Origin of the sequence: Rhizobium sp. NFACC06-2, from assembly GCF_900101425.1 — a bacterium.
Classification (GTDB): domain Bacteria; phylum Pseudomonadota; class Alphaproteobacteria; order Rhizobiales; family Rhizobiaceae; genus Agrobacterium; species Agrobacterium leguminum.
Map to the genome: position 1 here is coordinate 182,361 of NZ_FMVA01000003.1, position 16,717 is coordinate 199,077.

The window sequence follows — 16,717 nt, forward strand, 5'->3', positions numbered from 1 at the left end:
CGCGATCATGTTGAAGCGATTGCTCCTCACTGGCGCCGGCGGCAAGCTGGGCAGCATGCTGCGCGGGCGGCTCGGCCATATCGCCGAGACCATCCGCCTTTCTGATGTCGTCGATCTCGGGGAGGCAGCCCCCTATGAGGAGCTTTTTCACTGCCGGCTCGAAGACGAGGCGGCGGTTCATGAACTGGTGAAGGGCTGCGACGGCATCGTCCATCTCGGCGGTATTTCGGTGGAAAAGGCTTTTGATCCCATCGAGGCCGCCAATCTTCGCGGCGTCTACAATCTTTACGAAGCGGCGAGACAAAACGGCCTGCCGCGCATTCTCTTCGCTTCCAGCAACCACACGATCGGTTATTATCCGCAGGGACAGCAGCTCGAGCCGGAAACGCCCTTTCTGCCGGACGGCCTTTACGGCGTCTCGAAGATTTTCGGTGAAGCGATGGCAAGCCTCTACCACTCCAAATTCGGCCAGGAGACGGCCATCGTCCGTATCGGGTCCTGCGAAGAAAAGCCCTCCAACTGGCGGATGCTATCGACCTGGCTCAGCTACGGTGACTTCGTCTCGCTGATCGAGGCCACCTTCCGCGTGCAGAAACTTGGTTGCCCGGTCATCTGGGGCGTTTCCGCCAATGACGACAGCTGGTGGGATAATTCCCATGTCGATTTTCTCGGCTGGCAGCGCCGCGACAATGCCGCGCGCTACCGTGCGGAAGTCGAACGCGATGTGCCGCGCCCCGATCCCGAGGCCGCAATCGCAAAATATCAGGGCGGTGTCTTCACAGACGAGCCCATTCACAGGACTTGAAACACATCCATCCGCCCACTGCGAGGAGACAGACATGAACAATGAAACGCGCGAAAAACTGATGACGATTTCCGTCGCTACCCTGGCGACGGCGCTTTACAAGCGGGGTCTGCGCAACCAGGTCATTCAGGGTGTGCGCCCGCTGGGCTACAAGGGCAAGAATATGGTCGGCCCGGCCTTTACCCTGCGCTATATGCCGGCGCGCGAAGACCGCAACCAGCTTGTCGAATTCCGCAATCCCGCCCATCCGCAGCGTGTCGCCATCGAAACCTGCCCGCCGGGCCATGTGCTTGTCATGGACAGCCGCAAGGATGCGACCGCCGCCTCAGCCGGCGATATTCTTGTGACCCGCCTGATGGTTCGCGGCGGTGCCGGCATCGTTTCCGATGGCGGTTTCCGGGATGCGGCCACCATTGCCGAGCTGGATATTCCAGCTTACCACACCCGCCCTTCCAGCCCCACCAACCTCACCAAACACGAGGCAATCGAAATCAACGGCCCGATTGGCTGCGGCGATGCGCCGGTGTTTCCGGGTGACATCATCGTCGGCGACGCCGATTGCGTCATCGTCATCCCGGCTGGCATTGCCGACGACGTGGCGACCGAGGCGGTGGAAATGACGGCTTACGAGGATTTCGTGGTGGAGCAGGTCAAGGCCGGCCAGACGATCATCGGGCTTTACCCCTGCACGAAGGAAGAGCACCAGACGGCTTTTGCCGAATGGCGCAAGAAGAACAACCGCTGAACCTTACAACCAGCCCAGTGCTTTCGCCGCGCGGATCGCCTCCGCGCGGCGTTTGCAATCCAGCTTGCGGAACAGGTTGCCGAGATGAAATTTCACCGTCACTTCCGAAATGTTGAGCGTCTGGGCAATCTTCTTGTTCGACATGCCGCTGGCGAGCAGTTGCAGCATCTGCGCTTCCCGCTGCGAAAGCCCGCCATGCAGGGCGCGCGCCTGCGGTGAGTTGACCGAGGCGGCGAAAATCGACAGCGCGGTGCGGACATCGGAAGAGGTTTCGATAAAGCTGCGGATGCGGCGATTGTTCAGAAGCGGTGAGAGGAAGATGCGCTCCTCCGACAGGACACCGCTGCAGCCAAGACGGGTCGCGGATTCAAGGGCGGTGAGGATATGGGCGCGGGCGGCGGCGTTGTCGCGGCGCTGGTGCGCGGCATAGCTCTGCCAGATACGCAGCGCGACCTTCTCGCGGTTGGTGACCTTGGGATTGGCGATCATCGCGTCGATCTGGCGGGAGAGATAGGCGCGCGGCGTGAAAAGATGCACCGCATCGCGCAGCCAAGCCATGACATAGGCGATTTCATCGCGCCGCGTCAGGCGAGAAAGATCCTCATGCGCGCTCTCCACCCAGTTGCGGCCCATGGGCATGCGGATCGCCGAAAGCGTTGCGGCCGCGTCCCCCCAGCGGTTGGCGTTCTGATAGGCGATGGCCGTCCTGATCTCCATCATCGCATGGAATTGCAGCCCTTCCGAAAGATGGATCCACAGACCGTCGAGAAAACCGGGGCGCACAGTCATCGGAAAATGATCGATCAGCACCTGCGAAGCATAATGTAGGGCAAACTGCATCAGGCTCGGCCATATCTCGGCCGCCGCGAAATGATCGAATTCATGTTCGACGAAATGCAGGAGATCGCGCGGTTTTCCCGCCTCATAGGCAAGACACGCTTCCGCCAGCCGCAGCATCCGGAACTCCTGAACGGCGTCATGCGGCACCTGTTCCAGCCGCGCACGCGCCTCCTGCGCCGCGTGGCGCGCCAGAAGCGTATCGCCGCTCATCAGCCGCAGCACGATCTGGTGCAGATGGATGAAAAATTCGAGCAGCGGCTGCCCGCCCATCTTGCGCAGATAGATGAGCGCACGCGCTGCGGCAGCCTCCGCCTCGCGGAAATTGCGGCGGCGGATTTCGAATTCCAGCAGTGCATTGTAATAGGCCGCCCATTTGGCGTGGTCGTCCATGGGGTAGTCGGCCATGAACTCGGCGAGGCGGGTTATCACCGCGTCATTGGGCGTCAGGTCCTCGGCAATCATCAGGTTCAGCCGGAAGGTGCGTGCGGCGAAGGAAAACCGCGAGCCACGGGCAAGCACTTTCAGCGGATCGAGATAATCCGACCCGAGGCTTTTGCCGAGCAGATGGCGCACGCGCTGCAATTCCCCCTGTTTCAGCAGGGCGCGGGTAACGGCGAAGAGCACGGTTTCATTCGTTGCGATCATATCCTGCGAAAACCGCATGATGATTTCGCGAAACCTGTCGACGCTGCTTCGATAGATCAGTTCGCGGCCATGGGCGCGTTCTAGGATTTGCGCGGCATGGGTCTCATAACCACGGTCGAGCAGCATCGCCATGGCCGCAAGCGCCCGCCCTTCCTTTTCGAAAGCCGATGCGACCTCCACCACGGCGCTGCCTGCCTGCAGGGTGGCGAGACGTTCCCGTGCAGCCACGCCCAGAAGACGTATCAGGGTGGGGTGGCTGTCGGGATTTCCAGTGAGGGAAGGCGGCAGCAGTTCGGTCCAGTCCGCCTCGGGTTCCGCAGAAGGGTTTTCCAGCCAGAACGAAAGCTCAACCGTCTGGGCGGGGGAAAGATGCGGCAGGTAGTTTTCCCGCAGATAGTCGACACACAGTGTTTCATTCGGAAAACGCGCCAGTGACAGAAAAGCCGGCCAACCCGCATAGTCGTGGAGTGCGAGACGTTTCTGCTCAGGTGGCAGGTCTTTCACCTCGTCCTCACCAAGAAGCAGTTCATTCGCTCCGATGGTAAGCGAACCGCGATGCAGGATTTGCCGGGCCAGTCCGCTGATCCGTTGATCCGGCCTGCAGGCGATCACCACCAGACGCACCGCTTCCAGAATGGCGGCCGGCATGCGCGCGGCCCGTGCGAAAACCGGCACGTCCCACAGGAGACAGCCATTCGCGGTCTCGTCGCTTCGCGGCTGGTGCGTGCGGCACACTTCGGTTCCGAGCTCTTTTGCGAGCATTTCCAGCAGCACGCTTTTTCCCGCACCCGCAGGCGCCCGCAGAAAGACCACGCCGGCGGTCTCGCTGGCGATGCGGCGGCAGAGGCGGGCGCGGGGAAGGAGCATCATTCGCAAAGGCTTAGGGGATTTAATCTTAAAAACCTATACTCATCTTTCAAAAAACTATACCTTTTCCAGATTGTTCAAACGGACATGTGGTGAAAACTTGTGCTCACGCAACCGATGCACAAGGAACGTTCCACCGATGCAGCAACATCCGCTGGTCGCGATTTTGAACAGGCTCGGCACCTTCGTGCTGGTCATGATCGCCCTGTCCATCATGATTTTCGTGCTGGCCCGCGTGGTGCCGGGCGATCCCGCCCGCATGGCGCTCGGTCCTGCGGCAACGCAGGAGCAGGTGGATGCGCTGCGCGGGCAAATGGGCCTCGATAAGCCGCTCGCCGTTCAATATCTCGACTACATCGGCAAGGCGCTGCACGGTGATCTTGGTTTTTCGCTGGTGTCGCAGCGTCCGGTTACGACCGATCTCGCGCAGACCGTTCCCGCCACCGTGGAGCTGGTGCTGGTCTCGGTCATCTTCATGTTCCTCGTCGCCATCCCGCTCGGCGTCATCACGGCGCATTACCGCGACCGGCCGCTGGACCATATCGGTCGCATCCTCTCGCTCACCGGGGTCACGATCCCGAGCTTTCTTTTCGCCATCACGCTGCAATTGCTGGCCGCCCGGTTTCTCTCCGGCTGGCCGATCATCGGCAGGCTCGACCACGCGCTCGGCTGGCAGGGCGGCCCGACCGGTTTCATCCTTGTCGACGGCGTGCTTGCCGGACGTTTCGACGTCGTGCTCGATGCGCTGAAGCATCTCGCACTGCCGGCCTTCGCACTTTCCATGGCCGGCATCGGCCAGATCACCCGCATCACGCGCTCCTCGATGATCGAGAACCAGCGCAAGGACCATGTGCTCACCCTGCAAAGCTTCGGCGTGCCGGAGCGGGTCATCATCTTCCGTTACCTGCTGAAGCTCTCTTCCATCGCGCCGCTGACGATCATGGGTCTCGAATTCGCGTCGCTGATCGGCAATGCCTTCGTGATCGAGATGGTCTTCGCCTGGGGCGGGTTCGCTTCCTACGGGCTGAACGCCATCCTGCAGAAAGACCTCAATGCCGTGACCGCCGTGGTGCTGGTGGCCGGCCTGTTCTTCATCGTTGCGAACCTGATCGTGGATGTCCTGATCTCGATCATCGACCCGCGCCTGCGCCGCAAGGAGGCTCGCTGATGGCTGATATGAAAATGCTCGAACCCACCGATCGGAGCTTAAGCGCCGGTTACATGATGTGGTATCGCTTCAGCCGCAATCCGGCGGCGGTCATCGGCTCGTTGATCCTTCTGTCGGTGCTGGTACTGGCGGTCTTCGCACCCTGGCTTACGCCCTATCCGAAACATATTGGCGCGGTTGTCGATTTCCGCGCCCGCCACATGCCGCCGGATCTCGAACACTGGTTCGGCACCGACAAGGCAGGACGCGACATTTTTTCCCGCACCATCTTCGGGCTCCGCGTCTCGCTGCTTCTCGTCATCGGCGTGCTCGGCATTTCCGTTCCGGTCGGAACTGTTCTTGGCCTGATCGCCGGTTATTTCGGTGGCTGGACTGAAAAACTTATCAGCGGCCTGACGAATGTGATGCTGGCCATGCCGCCACTCGTCATGGCGCTCGCGGTCTCCAACCTCCTGGAACCGACACTGATGAACGCCATGATCGCGATCACGCTGCTGTGGTGGACCTGGCACGCGCGGCTGATCTATTCGGTATCGAAGTCCATCGCTTCGGAAGATTACATCGAGGCGGCGCGTCTTGCCGGTGCCGGCCCGTTACACATCCTCTTCCGCGAAATACTGCCCAACTGCGTTTCGGTCATATCGGTCAAGACGACGCTCGATGCCGCCTTCGTCATTCTGTTCGGCGCGACGCTGAGCTTCCTCGGTTTCGGCGTCAAGCCGCCGACGCCTGACCTTGGATCGATGGTCGCCGACGGGCGCCAGTTCATGCCGGATTTCTGGTGGGAAGTGCTCTGCCCCGGTGCGGCCGTGCTTTACGTGACGCTGGGTTTCAACCTGCTGGGCGACGGCCTGCGCGACATGTTCGACCTGGAAAGCTAAGGCCATGACTGAACCGCTTCTCAAGGTCGAAAACCTCAACGTCACCTTCACCAATTACAGCCGCACCCGGCAGGTGCTGCGCGATGTCGCCTTCACGGTCGCCGCCGGCGAGCGCGTGGCATTGATCGGCGAAACCGGGTCGGGCAAATCGGTCACGGCGAAGGCTATCATCGGTACCCTGCCGAAAAACGCCGCGATCACCTCCGGTGCGATCGTCATCGATGGCCGGGATGTGCTTTCCTTACCGCGCAGGGAGCGTGAGGCGCTGAAGGGGACTGCGTTTTCACTGATCATGCAGGACCCGCTATCGTCCTTCAATCCGGTCTTCAAGATCGGCACGCATCTCGATGATGTCATGCGTTTTGCCGACAAACGCGATGGAATCAACTCGTCCAAGGCCGAGCGCCGCAACCGTATCGCGGCCGTGCTGCGTCGGGTACAGCTTGCGGATACCGAACGGGTGATGAACGCCTATCCCTCCGAACTTTCGGGCGGCATGCGCCAGCGCGTGCTGATCGGACTTGCGCTGCTGCACCAGCCGAAGCTCCTGATCGCCGACGAACCGGGCACGGCGCTTGACGTGACGACGCAGGATGAAATCCTCAACCTCATCAACCAGCTGGTTGCCGAAGAAAACATGGCGCTGCTGATGATCACCCACAATCTCGGCGTCGTGCGTAAGGTGGCGGACCGCGTCGTTGTCATGCATCACGGCGATATCGTCGAGACCGGACCCTGCACTCAAATCCTGCATAGCCCCGCCGAGGATTACACGCGCTCGCTTCTGGATGCCGTGCCGCCGCTTTATGGCCCGCGCGTCACCGATCTGGTGCAGAGCACGCGGCAGCCGATCATCACCATCGAAGGGCTGAACAAGATTTATGGCCGGCGCAATGGCTACCATGCCGTGCGGGATGTGAACCTGACGCTGAAGCAGGGCGAGGTTTTTGGCCTTGCGGGCGAATCCGGTTCCGGCAAGACCTCGGTCGCGCGCATGATCATGGGCCTTTCGCGCCCGACGTCAGGCAATCTTGTCATTGACGCCCCGGCGCCTGCGCGCGGCAAACGGCTGACGCAGATCGTCTATCAAAATCCGGGCACCTCGCTCAATCCGAAGCGCACGGTGAAACAGACGCTTGCCTTGCCGCTGAAATCCATCGGCATAGATGGGCAGGCGCGTGAAAATCGCATGCAGGAACTGATGGGGCTTGTGCGGCTGCCGCAATCCTATCTCGGCAAATATCCGCATGAGCTTTCCGGTGGCCAGAAGCAGCGTGTGGCGATTGCCCGCGCGCTGGCGGCCGAGCCGAAAATTCTCATCCTCGATGAGCCGACGGCCGCACTCGATGTGTCCGTGCAGAAGACGGTGATCGACCTTCTGCTGCAACTGCGCGAGGAGCTTGGCCTGACCTATCTGATGATCTCGCACGACCTGTCGCTGATGCGCAATTTCTGTTCGCGCATCGCAATCATGCTGCGGGGCGAAATTGTCGAAGAGGGCGTGACGTCGGCGGTCTTCGCCGAACCGGCCCATCCCTATACCCGCGCCCTGATCGCGGCCATCCCCGTCGTCACCGACGAGGAAGAACGTCTCAAACCCACGGTGACCGAGGAGGAGCGCATGCGCTTCCTCGTTAAATCGACCGATTTATGAAAGAGGAGCCTGACGTGTATCGCGTTGGAATTGACGTCGGCGGCACGAATACCGATGCCGTTGTGTTGCAGGATAAGACCGTTCTGGCGGGGGTGAAGGCCTCCACGACAGAGGATGTGACGTCAGGCGTCATCGAAGCCCTTGAAAAGGTCATCGAGGCATCGGCCATAGACAGGGTGCGCATCGGTGCCGTGATGATCGGCACCACACATTTCACCAATGCGGTGATCGAGCGTCGGCATATGGACGAGGTTGCAGCCATCCGGCTCGGCCTGCCGTCCGGCGCCGGCCTGCCGCCCATGGTCGACTGGCCGGATGACCTCCGGGAAATCGTCGGCAATCACGGTTATCAGGTGCGCGGCGGTTATGAATTCGACGGCCGCGAAATTTCGCCGCTCGATGAGGACGAGATCGTTCGCATCGCCGCCGATATTCGCGCCAAGAGCCTGAAGGCCGCTGCCGTCACCTGCGTTTTCAGCGGCATTAACGATGCGATGGAGCTGCGAGCGAAGGAAATCCTTCAGGAACGCTGCCCTGGTCTGCCGGTGGTGATGTCCAAGGATATTGGCCGCCATGGCCTGCTTGCACGGGAAAGTGCGGCGATCATGAATGCCAGCCTGCTGTCGCTTGCCGACCGCACGGTTGCGGCTTTCGGCGAGGCGCTGAAGGCTGCGGGCATCACCTGCCCTTTCTATATCACCCAGAACGACGGCACGCTGATGGCGGCTGATGTGGTGCGCGGTTTCCCCGTGCTCACCTTCGCGTCCGGTCCGACGAACTCCATGCGCGGTGCAGCCTTCCTCACCGGTCTCAGGGATGCCGTGGTGGTGGATGTCGGCGGCACCACCTCCGATGTCGGCTCGCTGTCGCACGGCTTCCCGCGTCAGGCCTCGACCACGGTGGATATTGGCGGCGTGCGCACCAATTTCCGCATGCCTGACGTTTTCTCCATCGGTCTCGGCGGTGGCTCGCTGGTGGTCAATGGCGATCACGGCCTGACCGTCGGCCCGAAATCCGTCGGTTACCGCGTCCGCCGCGAGGCGCTTTGCTTCGGTGGCTCGACCCTGACGGCGACCGATATCGCCGTTGCCTCCGGCAAGGCGGATGTGGGCGAGAAGGCGCTGGTCTCCAGCCTTGATAAAAGACTGGTGGATGCTGCCGTCAGCAAGATCAACGACATGCTTGAAGCCTGCGTGGAGCGCAGCCGCATCTCGTCGTCACCGGTGCCGGTTATCGCCGTTGGCGGCGGTTCCATCCTGATGCCGGATCGCATCGGTGATCTTGAGGTTATCCGGCCTGAGAATTTTTCGGTGGCCAATGCCGTTGGCGCGGCCATTGCGCAGATCAGCGGTGAGACAGACCGGGTCTTCTCACTCGTCGATGGACGCACGCGCGAGAGCGCACTGGCGGAGGCAGAAGCGGAGGCCCGCGAAAAGGCGATTGCCGCCGGCGCGATTGCCGAAACGCTCGAAGTGATCGAGCGCGAGGATATGCCGCTGGCTTACCTGCCCGGCAATGCCATCCGCATTCACGTAAAGGTTGTTGGAGAAATGGGAGCCAATCATGGCTGAGACACGCAAGCTGAAATATGACGAAACGGCATTGCGGACGCTGACCCGTGAAGATCTCGATGCGCTGGAAATCGGTGCCGGCATTCTCGGCACGGGCGGCGGCGGTAATCCGTATCTCGGCAAGCTTCTGGCGTTGGAGGCCATGAAGGCCGGTTACGAGATGAAGATCCTCGCAACCGACGCCATCGAGCCGGACGCGCTCTGCATGTCCATCGGCGGCATCGGCGCGCCTGTCGTCGGCGTCGAGCGCATTCGCGAAGGGCGCGAGGGCCTGCGCTGCCTGCGGGCTATGGAAGAGCTGATCCGCACGCCTGTCGACGCCATCGTCTGCGAGGAAATCGGCGGTTCCAATTCCATGAACCCGCTGGTGACGGCGGCGCTGGGCGGCCTGCCGATCCTCGATTGCGACGGCATGGGCCGGGCATTCCCGGAAATGCAGATGACCACATTCTCCATCTATGGCCATAGTTCCACACCGTCGGTGATGTGCGATCTGCACGGCAATGCCGTCATTTTCAGCCACGCCGTTTCCGAAGTCTGGCACGAGCGCATGGCGCGCGCCTGCGTCGTCTCGCAGGGCGGCGGTGCGATGTTGGCGACCGCGCCGATGCAGGCGCATTACGTGCACCAGTACGGCATTCCGAAAACCTATACCAAGGCGATTGCCATCGGTGAGGCAGTGATCCGCGCCCGCAAGCAGCAGGAAGACCCGATTGCCGCGGTCTGCGCGCTGGAAGGCGGGCGGCGCATCTTCAACGGCAAGATCACCGATCTGAAGCGCCACCTGCGCGGCGGTTTCGCAGTCGGCGATCTCACGCTCTCCGGCTTCGATGATTGCGCAGGCCAGACGGCGGGCGTCGCCATCCAGAACGAATTCCTGCTGTTTTCCCGTGACGGCAAGGTGGAAGTGACCGTGCCCGACCTGATCGTCCTGCTGGATGTCGACACCGGTTATCCGATCACCACCGAAGTGCTGCGTTATGGCCAGCGCGTGGCCGTCATCGCTATCCCCTGCCACGACCTGCTGCGCAGCGCCCGCGCACTTGAGGTCGTCGGGCCGGCGGCCTTCGGTTATCCGGACATTCCTTTCTCACCGCTGCCCGTTCCGGTCAGCAAGGCTGCCTAACCATAAGCGGGCCAATGACCCGCAATAAAGAGGAGAACAAAAATGAAAATGCCTGTACTTTCTTCCCGTCTCGCCGCGCTGGCGCTCGGCACGGCGCTCGTATTGCCGCTTATCTCTTCCGCAGCCCTTGCGGAAGACAAGGTGTCGGTCGCGGTCAACACCATGCAGATATTCAGCTCGCTCGACCCGGCGAAGGTGACCGATTACACCGGCTACATGGCCATCGTGAACATGTATGACGGCCTGACCACGGTGAACGCCAAGGGCGAAATCGTGCCGCATCTGGCAAAATCCTGGGATATTTCGCCGGACGGCCTGACCTATACCTTCCACCTGCGAGACGATGCGAAGTTTCAGGATGGCACGGCGGTGAAGGCTGCCGATCTTGCCTGGTCGATCCAGCGCCTGCTCGGCATCAACAAGGGCCCGTCGAACCTCATCGTCGGCGTGCTTAAGCCTGAAAACGTCACCGCGCTTGACGATGCCACGCTGGTCATGAAGATCGAGCGCCAGTTCTCGCCCTTCATGGCGGCAACGCCGCTGATGATGGCGATGAACAAGACGCTGATCGAAGCCAATGCCAAGCCTGAAGACAAATGGGGCGAGGCCTATGTCGGCGAACATTCCGCCGGTTCCGGCCCCTACAAGCTGGTCAGCTACAATCGTTCGGCCGATATGGTCATTGCCCGCAATGCCGATTATTTCCTCGGCTGGACCAAGGGCAAGCCGATCGATGAAGTACGCTTCGTGCAGACCAGCGACGACGCCACCGTCAAGGCGCTGGCGGAAAAGGGCGAACTCGGCCTTTCCTCGCACGGGCTTGGCAACGACACCTATGAATCCATCGGCCGCATGAAGGGTTACAAGTTGATCCAGACCCGCACCGCCGGTGGTTTCGTCATCAAACTCAACACCAAGGTCTATCCGACCGACGACGTCCACGTTCGCCGCGCCATCGCCTATGCGACCGACTACAAGACGATCCAGGAAGTGATCTATCCGGGCTTCGATATGAAGGGACCGCTCTCCGACGCGTTCAAGGATGCGCATAACGGCGACATCCAGCCCGGCGTTTACGATCTGGAGAAAGCCAAAGAAGAGTTGGCGAAGTCGAAATATGCCGGCCAGAAGATCACGCTGGTCAACAGCTATGTCGCTTCGCTGGCCTTTGAGGCGGAAGTGGCGCTGCTTCTGCAATCCAGCCTCGAGCAGATCGGCATTACGCTCGATATCAAGCCAGAGCCGTGGAACCGTATCGTCGAGCTGTCTTCCAAGCCCGAAACGACGCCTGCATCGACGCAGGTGAACATCTCGCCGACCTATCCGTCGCCGGATTCGATGTTCTACAACCAGTATCACTCCAAGGCCTCCGGTACCTGGATGTCGATGGAATGGTTGCAGAATGCGGAGATCGACGGCCTGATCGACAAGGTCCGCGCCACCACGGATGTGAACGAGCAGAACGCCACCTACAAGGAACTGCAGACGAAGATCGCCGATCTTCAGCCCGACGTCTGGGCCGTTGCGCCGAACCGCCGTTACGCGGCGAACAAGTGCCTTCAGGGTTACGAGTTCATTCCCATGCAGAGCTGGGACCTGAACTTCTCCAACTTCCATTGGGACTGCAAGGCGGAGTGATCTCCGCCTCATGAAAACCGACCCCGCCACAAAGGCGGGATCGGCCAGACTTGGAACTTCAAAGGGAAGGAGCATCGCCTGCGGCCGGAAAGGCTTAGGCATGCCTGAGGATGACGCATGATCCAGGAATTTTCCGAAGACGATATCGAACCTCTGGCCACCGGTGCCTGGATTCTGGGAACCGGCGGTGGAGGCAATCCCTATATCTCGACGCTCAATCTGCGCCGTCTCTATGCCGAGGGGCGGCGGGTGAAGGTCATGGATCCCATGGCGCTTGCCGATGACGATATGGTTGCCGTCGTCTCCAAGATGGGTGCGCCGCTTGTCGGTCAGGAACGATTGGGTGATCCCGTGCATCTCGCCCGTGCCGTCGAGGTGATGGAGGATTATCTCGGCAAGCCGTTCCGGGCGATCATGAGCGTTGAAATCGGCGGTTCCAATGCGCTGTCATCCTTCCTCGCCGCCGCTGTGCTCGACCGGCCGGTCGTGAATGCCGATGCCATGGGGCGCGCCTATCCCGAAGCGCAGATGACATCCTTCGCCATCGGCAATCTGCCGATGTTTCCGCTGTCGCTGGTCGATGTGCGCGACAATGAGGTGATCGTGACCCGCGCGGCCTCCTGGAAATGGATGGAGCGCATCTCGCGCAAGGTCTGCACCGAAGTCGGTTCCACCGCCGCCACATGCAAGGCCCCCCGCACCGGCAAGGAAGTGAAGGAGTGGGGTATTCATTACACCGTTACCAAGGCGACCGAACTCGGGCGCGCGGTGATGGAAGCCCGTGCACGCCATGACGATCCGGTTCAGGCGGTTCTCGACCACGAGGGCGGCAAGCAGCTGTTCCGCGGGAAGGTGGTGGACGTGGCCCGCGAGACCACAGGTGGTTTCCTGCGCGGCAGCACGAGCATTGAAGGTATCGATGCCGACCGCGGTTCGCGCATGGAGCTGGCCTTCCAGAACGAATGGGCGGTCGCCTTCCGCGATGGCCAGCCGGTCGCCATGACGCCCGACCTCCTTTGCCTTCTCGACACTGTCTCGGGCGGCGCCATCGGTACGGAATCGGTGCGTTACGGTCAGCGCGTGACGGTTGTCGCCCTGCCGGCACCAGAGCTTTTGACGACACCTGCCGGCATCGCCGCCGTCGGCCCGCGCGCCTTCGGTTATGACATTGACTTCAGATCGGTATTCCCATGAAACGCATCGGTATTGACGTTGGCGGCACCAATACGGATGCCGTTTTGATCGATGGCGAAACCATCGTTGCTTCCATCAAGGTTCCAACTACGCAGGATGTCCTGTCCGGCGTAAAGGCGGCGCTTGCCCATGTGGCAGGCCATGTCGGCGCGGCGGACCGGCCGATTGATGCGGTGATGATCGGCACCACCCATTTCACCAATGCGGTGGTGGAGCGCGCCCGCCTGGAGCGGGTTGCCGCCATCCGCATCGCTCTGCCGACCGGTTCTTCACTGCCGCCGATGTGCGACTGGCCTCGGGATTTGCGCGATGCCGTCGATCCGCTGATCTTCATGGTCCACGGCGGCCATGAATATGACGGCAGTCCGCTGGTGCCGATGGTGCCCGATGAAATCCGTGAAGCGGCGACGAAAATTCGCGATGCTGGCATCACCTCCATCGCCATTTCCGCGACCTTCTCACCGCTGACGACGGAGTGCGAGGTGAGGGCGGCGGAAATCGTCCGTTCTGTGATCCCTGATGCACGCATCACGCTTTCCCATACGCTTGGCCGCATCGGGCTGCTCGAGCGAGAAAATGTCGCTCTCTTGAATGCAGCGCTGCAAACGCTCGGCAAGACCACGGTTCAGGCATTTTCGGATGCGCTGCGCGAAGCGGGCGTAAAAGCGCCGTTTTATCTGACCCAGAATGACGGCACGGTGGCGCTGGCGGATGTCGCGGCTGCCAACCCCGTGCACAGCTTTGCTTCCGGCCCGACCAACTCGATGCGTGGTGCGGCCTTCCTCACCGGGCTTTCCGGCGCCATGGTGGTAGATGTTGGCGGCACCACCTCCGATATCGGCTGCCTTGTCGGCGGTTTTCCGCGGGAGGCTAACAATATCGTTCATATCGGTGGGGTGCGCACGCTCTTCCGTATGCCCGATCTTCTGCCGATTGCGCTCGGCGGTGGCACCATCGTCGACCGTGAGACGGGCAAGATCGGTCCGCGCTCGGTCGGTTATCGCATTCTGACGGAAGCCCGCGTTTTCGGCGGTGAGACGCTGACGACATCGGATATCGCCGTTGCCGCAGGCTTGATCGAAATGGGTGATCGCGACCGTGTGAAAGACCTCGATCCGGCTTTCGTGCAGGCCACGCTTCAACGCATCCGCGACATGGTGGCCGACAGTTTCGACCAGATGAAAACATCAGCCGAAGACGTGCCGCTGGTTGCTGTCGGCGGCGGAGCGTTCCTGATCCCCGAGACGGTTCCGGGTGCGTCGGAAGTGCTGCGCGTGGAAAATGCCGGCGTTGCCAATGCGCTGGGCGCGGCGATGGCGCAGGTTTCCGGCGAGGTCGATCAGGTCTTTTCCGGCCTGAGCCGCGACGAAGCCCTTGCGAAAGCCGAGACCGAAGCGCAGAACGCAGCGATCGCATCCGGCGCGGAGCGGGCGAGCCTCAAGACGCTTGAGGTGGAGGATATTCCGATCGCCTATCTGCCTGGCGGCGCGCGGCGGGTGCGCGTGCGGGTCATCGGCGATATCGCCTTTCATTGATGCTAAGAGGCCCTGCCGCTGGTGGGGCGACGAGGGAGTGAGCACATGACGAAGATCGCACTGGCCATTCACGGTGGTTGCGGCGTGATGCCGGAAGACAGCATGACGGCCGGGGAGTGGGCTGCTGCGCGCGACGATCTGGCAGCGGCGCTGCGTGCCGGTTATGGCGTGCTGAAGGCTGGCGGAACGGCGCTTGAAGCGGTTGAGGCGGCGGTCGTCGTCATGGAGGACAGCCCGCATTTCAACGCCGGCCACGGGGCGGCGCTCAACGAAAACGGCATTCACGAACTCGATGCCTCGATCATGGATGGTAAAACGCTGGCGGCAGGTGCGATCAGCGCCTCCCGCGCCATCCGCAACCCGGTAAAGGCGGCCCGTGCGCTGATGGCGGATGAGCGTGCCGTCTATCTGACGGGGGAGGCGGCTGACCGCTTCGCGAAGGAAAAGGGGCTTGCCACCGAGCCGCAATCCTATTTCACCACCCAAAAGCGCCTTGAGGCGTTGGCGGCGATGAAGCGCCATGCCGCCACCGGCACGGAGGCGACGGAAAACGAAAAGCACGGAACTGTCGGCGCGGTGGCGCTCGATGCGGAGGGGCATCTCGCGGCGGCCACTTCGACCGGCGGCTACACCAACAAGCCGGATGGCCGGGTGGGCGATAGCCCGGTGATCGGGGCCGGCACCTATGCGCGGGATGGGGCCTGCGCCGTTTCCGGCACCGGCAAGGGCGAATTTTTCATCCGTTATGTCGTCGGCCACGAGATCGCATCGCGTGTCGCCTATCTCGGGCAGGATCTGGAGACCGCCGCCGGCAATCTCGTTCACAAGGATCTGGCACCCTACGATATCGGCGCGGGCCTCGTCGCAATCGATGCCGAAGGCGGCATATCCGCGCCATACAATACATCAGGCATGTTTCGCGGCTGGGTGACGCGCTCGGGAGAGGCGCGCGTAGCCACCCATGACACCGCCTATGAGGTGGAATTGTAACCGGCGACGGTGCCGGCCAAGTGGCGGCGTTAAAAAAACCGGTGACATAAAGGTCTATCGGCGGCAAAACGTCTGAACCGAAACCGGCTCGTCTCTTCACCCATGGTGCTGGCCTCATGAACATCAAGCAGCTCGAAGTTCTGCGCACGCTTCTTTCCACCGGCTCCACCATCGCCACCGCCAAGGCCATGGGTCTCAGCCAGTCCGGTATCAGCCGGCTTCTGGCCCAACTTGAGGCCGACCTGTCGCTGACGCTGTTTGCCCGCGACAAGGGGCGACTGATACCGACGCCGGAGGCGGTCCTTCTTGCGCGGGACGCGGAAAACGTGCTGCTTGCCGTGGACCGCATGTCCGGCCACGCCGAGGATTTGCGCAATGGCGCAGCCGGTCCGGAAATCGTCCGGATCGGACTGCCGAGCAGCATGTGGGAAAATTTTGCGCCTGCCATGCTGATCGACTATGTCCGGGATTTTCCTGGCGTTCGCATCGAGACATTTTTCGAAACGACGACCGCCATCAACAAGCTCGTCGGCGAGCGGGTGATCGATCTCGGTTTCCTGCGGATGGAAGGCGAGATCGGGCCGGGCATCGATGTCGAACGTGTTGCGAGTGGCAAGAGTGTCTGCGTGGTTCGGGAGGATCATGCCTTGGCCAAGCTTGAGGAAATCACCGTCAAGGACCTGCGCAATGTTCCGCTCATCCTGATCGGCCGGCAGCGGCCGAACCGCATGGCGCTCGATCAGGTTTTCAAGAAGGCCGGCGTCAAGCCGATGGTGAAGATCGAGACCCACACCAACAGTTCCGCCTGCGCCTATGTCGCGCATGGGCTGGGGGTGACGATCATCAGCAGTTTTTATGCGAACCTCTACCGGCATCTTCCCGTCGTTGCCCGGCCATTCGTTCCGCAGGCGACGCAGGAATTCGGCCTGGCCCGTGCTTCCGGCGCACCGCTGTCCATCGCTGCGCAGGCGCTGAGCGATGCCTTGAAGCGGGAAATCCAGCTTTCGCAAAAAATCGACTGAAAACGGGATTTTGAGCGGAAAATCTCATTGTCCTCA

Annotated in this window: 13 protein-coding genes; 12 read left to right on the forward strand and 1 reads right to left on the reverse strand. The window is 61.6% G+C overall.

All coding sequences use genetic code 11. The annotated features are described in order from the left end of the window. The first annotated feature begins 7 nt into the window (after window positions 1–7). Both F3H58_RS07745 and F3H58_RS07750 read left to right on the forward strand, forming a co-directional pair. Window positions 8–805, forward strand: coding sequence for an NAD-dependent epimerase/dehydratase family protein (locus F3H58_RS07745; protein WP_149741793.1), 798 nt, complete (start codon window positions 8–10; stop codon window positions 803–805). Window positions 806–839: 34 nt separating this feature from the next. Then, window positions 840–1,550, forward strand: coding sequence for a ribonuclease activity regulator RraA (locus tag F3H58_RS07750; protein WP_065657222.1), 711 nt, complete (start codon window positions 840–842; stop codon window positions 1,548–1,550). Window positions 1,551–1,553: 3 nt separating this feature from the next. On the opposite strand, the gene F3H58_RS07755 is transcribed toward F3H58_RS07750, so the two are convergent. Beyond that, on the reverse strand, window positions 1,554–3,905 hold the full coding sequence (locus tag F3H58_RS07755) for a helix-turn-helix transcriptional regulator (RefSeq protein WP_188128816.1): 2,352 nt from the start codon (window positions 3,903–3,905) through the stop codon (window positions 1,554–1,556). A 136-nt stretch (window positions 3,906–4,041) separates the two neighbouring features. Between F3H58_RS07755 and F3H58_RS07760 the strand changes: the two genes are divergently transcribed. The 10 genes from F3H58_RS07760 to F3H58_RS07805 all read left to right on the forward strand — a co-directional run bounded on the left by F3H58_RS07760 (window position 4,042) and on the right by F3H58_RS07805 (window position 16,681). Continuing rightward, window positions 4,042–5,070: an ABC transporter permease gene (locus F3H58_RS07760; protein WP_149741794.1), complete on the forward strand. Its 1,029-nt coding sequence runs from the start codon at window positions 4,042–4,044 to the stop codon at window positions 5,068–5,070. After that, window positions 5,070–5,951 (forward strand): ABC transporter permease, encoded by an 882-nt coding sequence (locus F3H58_RS07765; protein ID WP_149741795.1) that lies wholly within the window; start codon window positions 5,070–5,072, stop codon window positions 5,949–5,951. Before F3H58_RS07760 ends, F3H58_RS07765 begins: the two co-directional genes overlap by 1 nt. Window positions 5,952–5,955: 4 nt before the next feature. After that, entirely contained in the window at window positions 5,956–7,605 is a 1,650-nt protein-coding gene (gene nikE, locus F3H58_RS07770) for a nickel ABC transporter ATP-binding protein NikE (protein ID WP_149741796.1), read from the forward strand. Window positions 7,606–7,619: 14 nt separating this feature from the next. Then, on the forward strand, window positions 7,620–9,176 hold the full coding sequence (locus F3H58_RS07775; protein WP_149741797.1) for a hydantoinase/oxoprolinase N-terminal domain-containing protein: 1,557 nt from the start codon (window positions 7,620–7,622) through the stop codon (window positions 9,174–9,176). Next, complete coding sequence (locus F3H58_RS07780; RefSeq protein WP_149741798.1) at window positions 9,169–10,302, forward strand: S-methyl thiohydantoin desulfurase family protein; 1,134 nt, start codon at window positions 9,169–9,171, stop codon at window positions 10,300–10,302. The genes F3H58_RS07775 and F3H58_RS07780 overlap by 8 nt, the downstream gene beginning before the upstream one ends. A gap of 42 nt (window positions 10,303–10,344) precedes the next feature. Then, window positions 10,345–11,940: an ABC transporter substrate-binding protein gene (locus tag F3H58_RS07785; RefSeq protein ID WP_188128817.1), complete on the forward strand. Its 1,596-nt coding sequence runs from the start codon at window positions 10,345–10,347 to the stop codon at window positions 11,938–11,940. A gap of 117 nt (window positions 11,941–12,057) precedes the next feature. Beyond that, entirely contained in the window at window positions 12,058–13,134 is a 1,077-nt protein-coding gene (locus tag F3H58_RS07790) for an S-methyl thiohydantoin desulfurase family protein (RefSeq protein WP_149741800.1), read from the forward strand. Beyond that, complete coding sequence (locus F3H58_RS07795) at window positions 13,131–14,669, forward strand: hydantoinase/oxoprolinase N-terminal domain-containing protein (protein WP_149741801.1); 1,539 nt, start codon at window positions 13,131–13,133, stop codon at window positions 14,667–14,669. Before F3H58_RS07790 ends, F3H58_RS07795 begins: the two co-directional genes overlap by 4 nt. Window positions 14,670–14,714: 45 nt before the next feature. Then, complete coding sequence (locus F3H58_RS07800; protein WP_149741802.1) at window positions 14,715–15,659, forward strand: isoaspartyl peptidase/L-asparaginase family protein; 945 nt, start codon at window positions 14,715–14,717, stop codon at window positions 15,657–15,659. Window positions 15,660–15,775: 116 nt separating this feature from the next. Next, window positions 15,776–16,681: a LysR family transcriptional regulator gene (locus F3H58_RS07805; protein WP_149741803.1), complete on the forward strand. Its 906-nt coding sequence runs from the start codon at window positions 15,776–15,778 to the stop codon at window positions 16,679–16,681. Window positions 16,682–16,717: the final 36 nt, after the last annotated feature.

Bases quoted from the DNA above. Each gene is read 5' to 3' on its own strand.
- F3H58_RS07745 (WP_149741793.1), top strand. From the start codon at position 8: ATGTTGAAGCGATTGCTCCTCACTGGCGCCGGCGGCAAGCTGGGCAGC.
- F3H58_RS07790 (WP_149741800.1), top strand. From the start codon at position 12,058: ATGATCCAGGAATTTTCCGAAGACGATATCGAACCTCTGGCCACCGGT.
- F3H58_RS07755 (WP_188128816.1), bottom strand. From the start codon at position 3,905: ATGATGCTCCTTCCCCGCGCCCGCCTCTGCCGCCGCATCGCCAGCGAG.
- F3H58_RS07800 (WP_149741802.1), top strand. From the start codon at position 14,715: ATGACGAAGATCGCACTGGCCATTCACGGTGGTTGCGGCGTGATGCCG.
- F3H58_RS07805 (WP_149741803.1), top strand. From the start codon at position 15,776: ATGAACATCAAGCAGCTCGAAGTTCTGCGCACGCTTCTTTCCACCGGC.
- F3H58_RS07750 (WP_065657222.1), top strand. From the start codon at position 840: ATGAACAATGAAACGCGCGAAAAACTGATGACGATTTCCGTCGCTACC.
- F3H58_RS07760 (WP_149741794.1), top strand. From the start codon at position 4,042: ATGCAGCAACATCCGCTGGTCGCGATTTTGAACAGGCTCGGCACCTTC.
- F3H58_RS07780 (WP_149741798.1), top strand. From the start codon at position 9,169: ATGGCTGAGACACGCAAGCTGAAATATGACGAAACGGCATTGCGGACG.
- F3H58_RS07785 (WP_188128817.1), top strand. From the start codon at position 10,345: ATGAAAATGCCTGTACTTTCTTCCCGTCTCGCCGCGCTGGCGCTCGGC.
- F3H58_RS07795 (WP_149741801.1), top strand. From the start codon at position 13,131: ATGAAACGCATCGGTATTGACGTTGGCGGCACCAATACGGATGCCGTT.
- nikE (WP_149741796.1), top strand. From the start codon at position 5,956: ATGACTGAACCGCTTCTCAAGGTCGAAAACCTCAACGTCACCTTCACC.
- F3H58_RS07765 (WP_149741795.1), top strand. From the start codon at position 5,070: ATGGCTGATATGAAAATGCTCGAACCCACCGATCGGAGCTTAAGCGCC.